We start from the raw sequence: 12,908 nt of genomic DNA on the forward strand, positions 1-12,908 counted from the left end.
CATGACAATAACAATTTATGATGTCGCACGAGAAGCAAATGTATCTATGGCAACGGTGTCAAGGGTGGTTAACGGAAATCCGAATGTTAAACCGACGACACGGAAAAAGGTGCTCGCAACAATTGAAAGATTGGGGTACAGACCGAATGCCGTAGCACGCGGACTTGCCAGCAAAAAAACAACTACAGTAGGAGCGATTATTCCTGATATTTCAAGTATCTTCTTTGCCGAGCTTGCAAGGGGATAGAGGATATTGCTACGATGTATAAATATAACGTCATTTTAAGTAACTCAGATCAAAATAAAAACAAGGAAATTAATCTTATTAATACGATGCTTGAGAAGCAAGTGGACGGTATTTTATTTATGGGGGGAACGATTACAGAAGAACACGTGACACAATTTTCAAGTGCAAATGTGCCGATCGTGCTGGCAGCGACTCATGATGCCTCAGATACACTCCCATCTGTAAATATTGACTATGAAGAAGCAGCATATGAAGCTGTGAAAATGTTAATCGATAAAGGACATACTCAGCCTGCAATGATCGCAGGAGATGATGAGACGGTTATTAATACTTTGAAACAGGAAGGCTATAAGCGTGCGCTGCAATCCAGTGGTGCAAGTGAGAAAGAAGAATTCCTCGTTACTGGTGATTATTCATATGATGCTGGTATGGCTGCGGTTGGTCAGTTATTGGATTTGGATGATAAACCATCTGCAGTATTTGTCGCGTCTGATGAGATGGCTCTCGGTGTCATTCATGGTGCTCAGGATAAGGGTTATAGTGTTCCAGAGGACCTGGAAGTGATCGGGTTTAACAATACCAGGTTATCAATGATGGTTCGTCCAACATTAACAACAGTCGTTCAGCCCATGTATGACATTGGGGCTGTCGCTATGCGATTGCTGACGAAATATATGAATAAAGAAGAAGTAACAGAGAAAAAAGTGATTCTTCCTCATCGAATTGTAGAAAGGAACTCAACAAATTCATAATAAAGCCGATATAAAGAGAAAGTCATCTACGTATCGGGGAGCGAGACTATGAGGAAAAGAGATATTTTAACGCCAATTGGCATTACGCTTGGTTTTATTATGATAATGCTTGCTATTCTTTCAAAAGGGGGCGGGGAAGGTATCCGTTCCTTTTTGGACGTTGCATCTATCTTTGTAGTGATTGGCGGTCTGGGCGCATCCATGTTGATCAGCTTTAAGATGGACCAAATCAAGTTGACCAATTCAGTGATAAAAGAAGCTTTTCATCAGAATGAACAGCGTCTGCCTGAACTGATTCATTTATTTGTGAGATTGTCTGAGCGTGCCAGACGCGAAGGTCTATTAGCACTGGAAAATGAACTTGAAGAAGTGGAAGATCCTTTTATTAAAAAGGGCGTTCTTCTCGCAGTTGATGGAATCGAACCGGATATTATCACTGATATTATGAATGCAGAAATTACTGCAATGGAGGAAAGACATTATAAAGGCCGTTCTATTATTGAAAAAGCGGGGGAATACGCACCTGCCTGGGGGATGATTGGAACCCTTGTAGGGCTTGTGCTCATGCTGAATAGTCTACAGGATCCCACAACCCTTGGCCCAAACATGGCCGTAGCTTTATTGACAACACTTTATGGAACGGTTCTGTCCAATCTGATTTTCATTCCTATGGCTGGGAAACTGGAAAGTAAAACAGAAGAAGAACTCTTTATAAAACAAGTCATTATTGAAGGCGTGATTGGTGTTCAATCCGGACAAAATCCGCGTATACTGGAGGAAAAACTAAGTGCATTTCTGCCAACTCATGGCAAAGTAAAAGAGGAAGCAGACGAAGAAGCGGATTTTGCGGGAGAGAAGATCCATGAAGCGTAGAAATCTAAAGAAACGTAACGATAAAGGTGCGCCTAAATGGATGGTTACATATTCTGACATGGTTACGCTGATTCTGGTATTCTTCATTTTGCTGTTTTCAATGTCGCAAATTGATCTTGTGAAGTTTGAAGCGATCTCAGAGTCTTTTAAAAACAGAATGGTGCTGGATTTTTTCCCTTCGGCCGTCCCTTTGGATCATCCAACTGAAAGTCCATCACATCTGGAAAAAGGTAAAACTTTAAACGAATTCAAAGATCCTTCAGACGCTAAAAAATTTTTTGAAGAAGATCATAAGACAGAAGAAGACAAGTTGAATGCTTTGATGGAAGAGGTGGAAGAATACCTCGATGCAAACGAATTAAATAATGTCATATCCGCTAATAGAACTGAACGCGGTGTTGTGCTTGTTTTACAGGAAATGATATTATTTGACCCTGGGGAAGCTATTGTTTTGCCAAGCGGGGAACCGTTTTTAAATAAAATTGGTGTTCTCCTCAACAAAGTGCCGAATGTTGTGAAGGTGGAAGGTCATACTGACACACGTCCGATGTCAAGTTTTCGATACCCATCAAACTGGGAACTATCAGGAGCGAGAGCAAGTAGTGTGATTAGATATCTTGTAAATGAATTTCAATTTGATCCAGCACGTTTTTCCCTCGCTGGCTATGGAGAAACCAGACCACTTGTACCTAACGACACAGAAGAAAATATGAAGCAAAACCGCCGCGTAGAAATTGTCATAATGGATGCCGACACACCTGAGCTAAGCGACAATTAATAAAAAAAGTTTAGAATACAAAAATCTGCAATGACGTAGTTGACACAAACTGCGAACTAATGAAAACTTGAATAACTGCTTCTGGCAACCGCTCGGGGAAAACACTCCGCGTCCAGTGGGCGCTGCTGAGCCTCCTCGGTCTATCGACCTCCGGGGTCTCACCGAGGCTTTTCCTCCCACAGGAGTCTCCGTGTTTTCCCCGAGCTTGGAGAGGTGTGTTTACCTTCTTTCTTGATTTTATAAAGTGAGGGATTGAAAGTTAAATGGACTGAGCATCAATCTGAAATCACCTCAAAGTTGAGTTAGCATTAGCTGCTCAAGAAAAGTTTACGTTCACTCTTAATTTCTTGAGCAAAACATCCAAGCACCTAATTAACATGAAGTGATTGGAGCGGAGGGAAGTCGACTCCTGCGGGAACAGCACGAGTCCGAAGACCCCACAGCGAGCGGTCTTTGCGAGCGAGGAGGCTGAGGCCGTGCCCGCGGAAAGCGACTTCCCGCAGCGGAAATCACGGTGCTCGTTTAAACATATGGAGTGCTTGGTGGCAGTCATTAGATCTGTCTAGTTAGTTCGCAGTTTACTTATATTGCGTAAAGGTGTTAGGATTTGGAATTGAGTGAGACCGGTCGGTTTGACCGGTTTTTTTGATTTGGAATAATGTCGATTTCAAATTTATTGTTTGCCAAAGTTCCCTATTATTCCCCCTTAAATCGAATGATTACACATTTGAAACACAAATGTAATATAACTGTGTCTAAATTTGCTGCCGAAAGATGTTATACTAGTTTCATAGCTAACAAACAAAACATCATGTCTGTGGGGACATGATATAACGATATACATAAACTTTAGCAAAATGGGGGATTACAATTGCGAAAAGCTACTCAGTGCATAATGATCGCTGCATTAATAGTCGGGTTAAACGTCTTACAGCTTGAGCATGCCAACGCTGAAAGTATCAGTAGTGTCGATAGTGAAATTAAAAATCTAGAAAAGAAAGAGCAGAAATTAAAAGAAGAACGCCAAGATGTAGACGGTGAAAAAAGCAAGAACGATAGCAAGATGGATAAAAATCTTAACAAACAGGGCGAGGTCAAAAGCGAACTTGAACAAATTAATAATGAGCTCGACACAACACAAAAAGAGATAGAACAAAAAGAAAATGAAATCTCCAACATTAATGCTCAAATCAATGAGTTGGAACAGCGGATTTCAAGCCTACATAAAGAAACTGTTCAACTGGAAGACGAAATCAAGCAGTTAAAAGATGAAATTAAGCAACTCAAAAAACAAATTAAAAAGCGGGAAGAACTTCTTAAAGATCGTGTCCGTTCAATTCAGGAAAACGGTGGATCTCTAAAATATCTCCAAGTTATTCTTGGAGCAAAGAGCTTCGGTGATTTCATCAGCCGTACAACAGCCGTAAATACTATCATGGATCAGGACAAATCGATCATGGAAGAATTATCAGCTGATCGCGAAGCTTTAAAGGAAAAAAAGGCCGAAGTTGAAACCAAGAAAACAGAGATAGAAGAGAAAAAAGCTGAAGCAGAAGAGCACAAAGCTGAAGTCGAAAGCCAGAAGGCAAATCTAGAAAGTGAAAAAGGTGAACTTGTTTCACTTAAAACAAAGTTAGACGAACAGATGGCAAGTAAAAATAAGCTGTTGGGCAGTCTGGAAGAAGAACAAGAACACTTAGAAGAATATCAAGTAACTCTTGCTGAAGAACAGCAAATGATTTCAGAACAGGCGTCAGCCCTTAAGAAAGCAAAACAAGTTGCACAAGATAAAAAATCTGAATTACAAAGACTTGCTAAAGAACGTGAGGAAAGAAAGAGAGAAGAAGCAAGGAAAAAAGAGCAAGCATCTAACAGTAATTCAGGAAGCTCACCTAGCGACAACGCTAATAACGGGGGAAATACCGGAAACGTAAGCCCAGCTCCTAGTGGCAGTAACTTTATTTGGCCAGCTGCTGGAAGTCGCAGTTCAAACTTTGGGTGGAGAACCCATCCTATATATAATATTCCTCGTTTCCATGCAGGTGTGGATATGTCTGCGCCGGCGGGGACACCAATTTATTCATCTGGAAAAGGCGTTGGTGTTGTTTCAACCGCGCGATACCATTCTTCATATGGGAACCATGTAATGATTGTCAATCAGATTGATGGCGTCACATATACAACGAATTATGCCCATATGAGCAAAATTGCTGTAAGTCCAGGTCAGACTGTAGAACAGGGTCAGTTGATTGGTTATGTCGGCACCACTGGAAGTTCCACAGGTAATCACTTGCACTTTGAAATACACAAAGGTGGATATAATGGTGTGAATCCTAAAACAACAAACGCAGTCAATCCTGCTCATTACTTAAGATAGATCTTAAATTTTAAAAAGCGACATTGTCCATACAAGCAATGTCGCTTTTTTTTTTATACGGTGTTATTTAAACAACTAAAAAAAGCCGGGCTGACGGAAATCAGCCTGGCTTTTTTCTTTTAATGGGGAAGGAAGTTCGTTCTCCTAAAGATATTGTATACCATTGTTTGTCTGAGTGAATGGCATCTTGTATAGGTGTGCATTTTATCTTTGGAAATCTTTTTCTAATATAATGGATCTCTTCTTCTGAAAGTCGTAATTCTCTTCTAGGCGCACCATTATAAAAGGAATCAAATAAAAAGTCGTTTAAACTATGTTTATCCACTGTTCAAGCACCTCCACTTTATCATTCAACTGTTTATAATAAAATGGGTATTGACAGGCTGTGTGAGCTGTTTGCCAGACTGAATGATTGATTGTTCTACAAGGATATTCATGGGATCAATGCAATATGCCTGTGAAGAGGTTTTTAACGATACAGTGGATAGTTCAGTACATCCTAGGATGATGCTTGTGCATTTTTCCTTGCTAACCAGGTATTGAATAATCTCATCCAATTCCTCTCCTTCGTATGTCGCGTCAGCTTTTATATTGTAGATTAAGTTCATGACGTGTTTTTGCAGGTTAGTGTCAGGTACAAATGGGAACAAATTGTGCGCCTTGCATTGATTTTCATAAACACCACTTGCAATCGTGCCGTCAGTAGCCAGAATAGCCACTTTGCTGCCCGAGCCAAACATTCTTTGAATATATTGAGTTGTTTCCTGTACCATATGGATGATGTTGATATCAGTCATAGCTTGCAATTCTTCATAGTAATAATGTGAGGTGTTGCACGGGATGGCGATATTATCTACACCAGCGCTTTCCAAGTAGTGGATATCCGGCTGAATAGCTTGCAAGAATAATTCCCCAGTCTGGTTTAGGATACATTTGGTTCTATCAGGTAAAGTAGCATGGTTTAAAATGACCATATCTATGTGATCCTGATCTTTTGTAGCTTCAGTATAATTAATAATTTTGTCCATAAAAGAAGCTGTTGCTTTGGGGCCCATACCCCCAATAATTCCTAGTTTCTTGTTCATTTTTGCACCACCAAAATCTAATATGTCGGTTGATTAAATTCTTTTGTCTTGATTGAATCCAATACAATTTCTTTCTCATTAAATGGTATTTCTTTATTCCCTAATATTTGTGTCGTTTCATGACCTTTGCCAGCAAGTAGGATAGTATCGTCATCATTGCTGATTTGGATTGCATGACGGATTGCTGTTTCTCTATCCTTGATGCCAGTATAGGGGGTTGAGAGTTCTTTTAAAACGTCACATGTTTCTTTCATAATCATATCTTGGTTATGTTCTCTGGGGTTGTCAAGTGTAACGATTGAATAATCGGTATGTTCAGCGGCTGTTCTCCCCATGGCTATACGCTTCTTGCGCCCATTTTCACTGTCATCCGCATAGACACCGAAAACGAGTATAAGTCGACCTCTGACGTGTGGTTTGATCGTAATAAGAGATTGTTTTAAAGCATCTTCAGTATGGGCGAAGTCGACAATGACTCGATAATTTTCATGTTGATAAATCGTTTCAAATCGTCCTTTAATGCCGGAAACATGATCAAGACCACTTCTGATTGTTTCAAGTGAAATTCCATTTGCGAATGCACATGCAATAGCGGCAAGGCTGTTGTATACGTATATTTCACCAGGCAAATGAATCGTCACTCTGATCTGGCCAATAGGGGTTATAACGGTATATTTAGTATGGTTAAGGTTATATGTTATATCTGTTGCTTGGATGTGTGCTTTTTGATGAATACCGTACGTGATTAACTTATCTTTTTTAATCTGCTTGGTTAACTTGCGGCCATATGGGTCGTCGGTATTAATGATGCTAAACCCGGATGTCTGTTCAAACAGCTTGGCTTTAGCCTGGAAATAGGCTTCCATGGTTCCATGCAGTTCCAAGTGATCAGGTGTTAGATTGGTGAAAATAGCTGTATTAAAAGTTATGCCTGCTACTCTTGATAGATCGAGTGCATGAGAGGAGACCTCCATGATGCAGCTTGAAGTCTCTAATCTGACCATTTTTTGCAGTAAAGCCTGCAGATCAGGTGATTCTGGTGTTGTCCGATCGGAATTATAATGCTTTTTATTGATGATTGTACCCATAGTTCCAATCACACCAGTATTAATTTGATTGGCTTCAAGTATCGCTTTTATAAAATGTGTAACGGACGTCTTGCCGTTTGTTCCGGTTACACCTATCATATTTAAGTTTTTCGCAGGATCCTCAAAAAAATGAACGGCAGCCATAGCCATTGCTTTACGGGAATCAGGCACTTTGATGATGGCAGTATTTGTTCCAAGAGTGACATCTTTTTCAACAATAATTGCAACAGCGCCTTGTTCGACCGCACTTTGGATGAAACGATGCCCGTCAACAGAAAATCCATCTATGGCGATGAATAGGCTGCCGGGTTTAACCTTACGTGAATCGAACGTGACTGATGAAATGTTACAATCCAAATTCCCTGTGTGATTGAGTATTGTTAATTGATTTACGATAGAAGATAAATGCATGGCTTTTCATCCTTTTATGGTGTTTTATGAGCGACGTGTGACGCGTTTCAACGCTTTCCTAACCAGTTGTCTAGAGTAGACCCATGCAGGTTTTGGATCATGTCGATTCCAAACTGCACCTGTTTTAGGACGAAAGAAACTTTTGCTCACTTCTTTTACAGATAGTTGTCCTGTCTTGATGTATTCTTTTATGGCCAGCAAGTCTTCCTGTGCATACCAGAAAGCGCGATTGGTTGTTTGTGTAACAGCTTTAGGCTCTAAAGGCTCTCCAATAAGTTCTCTATACATAATATAAGGGAAGTTTAAACCAATATCATAAAGCATGTGATTGAAATTCGTAATACGTGCATTGATTTCAATGAGATAGAACTCGCCGGTTGTTTCATCTTTTTTAAATTCAATTTCAGCAAATCCTTTGTAGCCAATGTTTTCGAGAAAATGAGCTCCGAGGTCATAAAGCTCAGGAATATGCTTTTGAACTGTAAAGACCGAAGCGCCAAAGTTAATAGGGTATTGTCTGAACTTCTGACATGTAGTCCAATGCGTAATTTTTGAATTGTGATTTAAGTAAGCGTCGAAGGTGTGCATGTGATCATCAGCACCAGGTATAATACGCTGAATAATAACTTCCAACTCAGCGTCTTTAGCTTTTTTAATCGCGTCGTTTAACTCTTCCATATCGTATACTTTAAACAGTTTCTGTCGAAAAACACTTACAAATGTAGGGGAATCAACAGGTTTAACAAGACATGGAAATTGAATCGTTTGCTCGACTTTTTCAGTGAAGGATTCATCGTTCAAATAAACTGTTTCAGGAACACGTACACCTTCTTCCACAGCCAGTTGATGAAGTTTTTCTTTGTCCATAACTTTTGTATATAATCCTTGATCCATATTCGGCAATAAGTAATGTTGTTTTAATGTATCCAAATGTGCATCAATAACTTCGAGATATGAGTCATGACAAGGGATAAGTACAGGTTTATGTTCTTGTTGTGTGGCATATGCGATTAACGTATTAATAAAATGTTCAGTGTCTTTTTTGTAATGCGGTAGGATCAATTGTTCAGAACAATACTTAGAGGTTGCTCCATATGTACCTGCATCTGAATAGTCAGCTGCAACGGTATGAATGCCTTCAGATCCGAGGCAGCGAATGGTACTTAAACCAATATAATAGTTTGTGCCAAGCACAACTGCTTTATGTTGCATAATTATCTCTCTCCTTAGCGAAATATCAGATGATTTTCTTAAATAACAGATGTGTTTTTCTCACGTAAAGCGATTTCCGCACCGTTATCCATGCCTTGACAACCTGCGAGTAAAATAAGATCTTCTTTGCTGGTACTCATTAATGCTGCCTTAATGGCGTCTGTGAGTTCGTCGTAAAGTGACACAGAAATACGAGCTTCTGTCATGACATCCATAAATGCGTCTTCCTCTGCTTTGGTCACCACATCCCGTTTCGTTACGTTTGAGATGCTTTTAGTTGCAATAATATGAGTGAGATTCAACTCTTTGGCCCAAATTGCTATTTTCTCCGCATTTTCTCGGTTGACGACAGGACCGCGTTGACCTCTGATCGCATAAACCATATGAAGATTATTAAAGTCCATCTGAGTGAGTGTCCCCATCGTGATATCGATATTACCTGGATTGGCGAAGTGATCATCGACAATTTTGCAATCACCTTCATAAATGAATTGGAACCGGCGATCCACACCTTTGAAGTTTTTTAAAGCAGATTGAATCACTGAAACGGGTACTTCTGAAAGTAGAGCTGCAGTAATTGCAACCATGGAATTATAAACAGAGTGAATGCCTGGTACGGTCATATCAACTTGGAAAGTCATTGGCTCCCAAGTAAAGGTTTCATTAACCTTTAAGGGCCGGCACAGTTTAACTGTAAAAGACGGTCGGCCGGTTGAAAGATCAAGGTTTTTGCAAACCAGATCGCCTTCATCATTATTGACACTGAACGTGACCACTTTTGCTTTGGTTTGATCGGCGAGTGAAGCTGAAATCTCATCATCCATATTTAAAATGGCGAAACTGTCTGGTTTGGCATTTTTAATTAATTTACTTTTGGCAGCGACATAGTTTTCAACAGAACCATGCGTGTCAATATGTTCTCGGCCGATATTATTAAAAGTAACAATGTTGTAGTCAATAAAGTCATTACGGTGCATTTCTTGAGCAGCTGAAGAGACCTCCATGGTCACGTGAGAAACTTGGCTCTCAGTCATACGCTTTAAGAAATACTGTGCTTCCAGTGACTCTGGCGTGGTTAGTTCAGCAGGGTAGGAATGTTTTCCGATTTTAACATTAACCGTTCCAATAAGGCCTGTTTCAAATTGATTGGCTTCAAGAATCTCATTGATCATATATGTTGTTGATGTTTTACCGTTTGTTGCGGTTACACCGATTACGTTTAATTCCTTGGAGGGTTCATCATAAAAAAGCGAACTGACCTTAGCAAGTGCTATTCGACTATTTTCCACCTGATATTGAGGAATATCAACATCAGACTGAATCTCCTCGACAATAGCAGCTTTACATCCGCGTGAGACGGCATCCTTTAAATACTTATGGCCGTCAGTTTGGTGCCCTCGTATGCACACAAAAAGATGACCCTCTTCTACTCTTTGGGCATGGTATGAGATGCCTGAAATATGACCATCCGCTTTAAGATGCTGTTGCTTTAAGTTTAATGTTTTTAATAAAGTATCTAATTGATCCATTAGTGACGACTCCTTTCAAACGCACTTGGCTCTATTTACAAGTTTTACTATGAGGTGCATATTTTAATACTTGCTGTAAAGCTAGATCGTTTTTTTCAGCAATATCCGGAGCGCGGGGAATGTCTGGAACGATATTTGGTGAATCATGCCATGTGAGTGGCAATTCAACTGGAGATTTTTTATTCCAGTTACGGCACCAACTATCGGGGAGCAATCCAGTTTGTACTTGTCCGGTTTTCATAACACTCCAGATCTGAGCCCAGGCTCGCGGTACCGCTCGCCACATATCGTAGCCGCCACCACCTGTCGCAATCCACCGCCCATCACAATATTCGTGGGCGAGTTTATGGGCTAGAAGCGGGATGGCTTCGAATGTCTCCATAGTTGAACACAAATGCGTCAAAGGATCATACATGTGGGCATCTGCTCCATTTTGAGTCACAATTACATCTGGTTTGAAAAACTCAATGACATGTCTGAGTGCTGTTTCATAGATATGAATAAACGACGCATCCTCTGTGAAAGCATCGATCGGTACATTAAAGGTGTAGCCATGACCAGATTTAATTCCACGTTCATTAACATTCCCTGTTCCAGGAAATAGATAACGTCCGGTTTCATGTATTGATAATGTGCAGACGTCTGAATCCTCATAGAATGCCCACTGAACACCGTCACCATGGTGAGCATCTGTATCCACATATAACACTTTCATACCATAGTTTTTTCTTATATATTCGATCGCAATAGCTCCGTCATTATAAATACAGAAGCCAGATGCTTTTCGCTTGAATCCATGGTGCAGTCCGCCGCCTAAATTGAGAGCATGATCTGCTTGTCCATTCAACACAGCATCTACGGCAGTAAGCGTACCCCCGACCAGATAACTGGAGGCTTCATGCATATGGTCAAATACAGGGGTATCATCTGTATCAAGTCCGAAATGCATTGCTTCATTAGGAGAAAGAAGACCGGCACCTGCTTTTTTAACAGCTTCTATATAACGTCTGTCATGAAAAAGGGCAAGCTCATCTTCGGTTGCCTTTCTCGGTGCAATAATATCCGTTTCATCAAGTAAACTGGATGTTTCAAGCAGTTCTTTTGTGAGCAGAACACGCTTTTGATTAAATGGATGATCATTATGAAAATGATACTGAAGCATGTCGGCAGAATAAATAAATTTACTCGAACACCTCATAGTAGGTTCCCCATCTGTTCATTCGGCCATAACAGCTCATACCCAGCCTCTCGTAAGTCTTCTATAATGGGCAGCGGGTTCATTGTTTGCACACGGAAGACTAGAGTCTTGTAGTTAGGATCTGTCTTATACGGGTAAACTAGAAGCGAAACAATGTTTACTTTATGATGCCCGAAAACAGAGGTTACTTCTGGTAAAATACCAGGCTTATGAGGGACTTTCACTTCAATATGTGAACTCTGCACATGGGTGCCGGTTAATTGTATAAGCGTGTAAAGCATATCTTTTTCTGTAATCATGCCAACAAGTTTGCTGTTTTGAACAACAGGGACACAGGCAAATTCCTGATCGTGAAAAATCCTCGCAATTTCTTCAACAAAATCAAGAGGGTGGACGGTCACCACCGGATGACTCATGATGGTACTGATCGCCTTTTGCATCGCATTAGAATCTTGTTCCTTGTCAAATATAGAGGGGCTTGCGTCTCTGACATCGCGATCTGAAACGATGCCAATGACATGTTCATTTTCATCAATAATAGGGATGTGTCGAATGCGGTGAGTTTGTAAAAGACTCAAGGCTTTTTCTATTGTGGCTTCAGGCGGTAGTGTGACAACATTTGTTTTCATAATGGTTTCTACTAACAATTAAAGCCCCTCCCTCATATTTCTGTATTCGTGACGTTTTAGAAAACGTAATTGATCAAATTTCTGAAGGGCAGCTTCATCGACATTATCTCCAATTCGCACCATCAAACAGTTAGCAGGATGTGATATGATCTCCGGATCGTCTGTTGGAGCGGGTTTTAAACCACCCTTGGCCATCATCTTTTCCATCATTTTTCGGTAGTCCCAGATACTAAGTCTGGAACCGTCTAAATCCCAGTGCCAGTAATATTCTGTAGAGATCACAATGTAGTTCTCCATGTAATCATCTAACATTGCAACCTCAAGCAATCCCGAAGCTACTTTCGCACCTCGGTAGGCGGGGATTACTTCCACGGCGCCAAGAACGATTAATTCTTCCATGTTAAATTCGGACCAGCGTTCAAGTGGATCAGGATGTAAAAAGGTCACATAGCCAACAATGGTATGTTCGGTTCGTGCGATGATAATACGACCTTCAGGGAAGTCAGCAATACCTTTTAGTGCATCAAATTGTTTGGCTGCAGGTCGAAATGCTGTCAGGTGCTCATGAAACCCATATTGACTCATAACTTCTTTTGAAACCGGACCTTCAATGATGATCGTTTCATTTTCTGTTTTTCTTTCGATGGCATAATGTGTTTTTATATGATCCATTTCGTCACCACCTAGATCATGATATTGTATCCATTATACAGGAATAAGGTAAGAACG

11 protein-coding genes and 1 pseudogene are annotated in these 12,908 nt (G+C 40.4%); 4 read left to right on the forward strand and 8 right to left on the reverse strand.

Annotated elements, in window-relative coordinates; genetic code table 11:
* Position 1 precedes the first annotated feature (1 nt).
* The 4 genes and pseudogenes from ccpA (at position 2) to JNUCC1_RS14640 (ending at position 5,027) form a co-directional block, all read left to right on the forward strand.
* Positions 2-999: pseudogene (gene ccpA, locus JNUCC1_RS14625) on the forward strand (catabolite control protein A).
* A 48-nt stretch (positions 1,000-1,047) separates the two neighbouring features.
* Positions 1,048-1,872: a flagellar motor protein MotP gene (gene motP / locus JNUCC1_RS14630; RefSeq protein WP_156646134.1), complete on the forward strand. Its 825-nt coding sequence runs from the start codon at positions 1,048-1,050 to the stop codon at positions 1,870-1,872.
* Positions 1,862-2,650 carry a flagellar motor protein MotS gene (gene motS, locus JNUCC1_RS14635; RefSeq protein WP_156646135.1) on the forward strand — a complete coding sequence of 263 codons (789 nt, stop codon included), beginning with the start codon at positions 1,862-1,864 and terminating at the stop codon, positions 2,648-2,650. The genes motP and motS overlap by 11 nt, the downstream gene beginning before the upstream one ends.
* Before the next feature lie 895 nt (positions 2,651-3,545).
* Positions 3,546-5,027 (forward strand): murein hydrolase activator EnvC family protein, encoded by a 1,482-nt coding sequence (locus JNUCC1_RS14640; protein WP_231784240.1) that lies wholly within the window; start codon positions 3,546-3,548, stop codon positions 5,025-5,027.
* A 100-nt stretch (positions 5,028-5,127) separates the two neighbouring features.
* On the opposite strand, the gene JNUCC1_RS14645 is transcribed toward JNUCC1_RS14640, so the two are convergent.
* Genes JNUCC1_RS14645 through JNUCC1_RS14680 form a run of 8 tightly spaced genes read right to left on the reverse strand, consistent with a single transcriptional unit; the run spans position 5,128 to position 12,851 of the window.
* Complete coding sequence (locus tag JNUCC1_RS14645) at positions 5,128-5,352, reverse strand: hypothetical protein (RefSeq protein WP_156646137.1); 225 nt, start codon at positions 5,350-5,352, stop codon at positions 5,128-5,130.
* 25 nt (positions 5,353-5,377) lie between these two features.
* Positions 5,378-6,112 carry an aspartate/glutamate racemase family protein gene (locus JNUCC1_RS14650; RefSeq protein ID WP_156646138.1) on the reverse strand — a complete coding sequence of 245 codons (735 nt, stop codon included), beginning with the start codon at positions 6,110-6,112 and terminating at the stop codon, positions 5,378-5,380.
* Between the two features lie 17 nt (positions 6,113-6,129).
* On the reverse strand, positions 6,130-7,611 hold the full coding sequence (locus JNUCC1_RS14655; RefSeq protein WP_156646139.1) for a UDP-N-acetylmuramoyl-L-alanyl-D-glutamate--2,6-diaminopimelate ligase: 1,482 nt from the start codon (positions 7,609-7,611) through the stop codon (positions 6,130-6,132).
* Between the two features lie 24 nt (positions 7,612-7,635).
* Entirely contained in the window at positions 7,636-8,823 is a 1,188-nt protein-coding gene (locus tag JNUCC1_RS14660; protein WP_156646140.1) for a carboxylate--amine ligase, read from the reverse strand.
* 38 nt (positions 8,824-8,861) lie between these two features.
* Positions 8,862-10,352, reverse strand: a complete 1,491-nt coding sequence (locus tag JNUCC1_RS14665) for a Mur ligase family protein (protein WP_156646141.1) — start codon at positions 10,350-10,352, stop codon at positions 8,862-8,864.
* 31 nt (positions 10,353-10,383) lie between these two features.
* Positions 10,384-11,550, reverse strand: a complete 1,167-nt coding sequence (locus JNUCC1_RS14670; RefSeq protein ID WP_156646142.1) for an acetoin utilization protein AcuC — start codon at positions 11,548-11,550, stop codon at positions 10,384-10,386.
* Positions 11,547-12,197 carry an acetoin utilization AcuB family protein gene (locus JNUCC1_RS14675; RefSeq protein ID WP_156646143.1) on the reverse strand — a complete coding sequence of 217 codons (651 nt, stop codon included), beginning with the start codon at positions 12,195-12,197 and terminating at the stop codon, positions 11,547-11,549. Before JNUCC1_RS14675 ends, JNUCC1_RS14670 begins: the two co-directional genes overlap by 4 nt.
* Positions 12,198-12,851, reverse strand: coding sequence for a GNAT family N-acetyltransferase (locus JNUCC1_RS14680; RefSeq protein WP_156646144.1), 654 nt, complete (start codon positions 12,849-12,851; stop codon positions 12,198-12,200). It lies immediately after the preceding gene.
* Positions 12,852-12,908 lie beyond the last annotated feature (57 nt).

The organism is Lentibacillus sp. JNUCC-1, assembly GCF_009741735.1.
Classification (GTDB): domain Bacteria; phylum Bacillota; class Bacilli; order Bacillales; family Amphibacillaceae; genus Lentibacillus_B.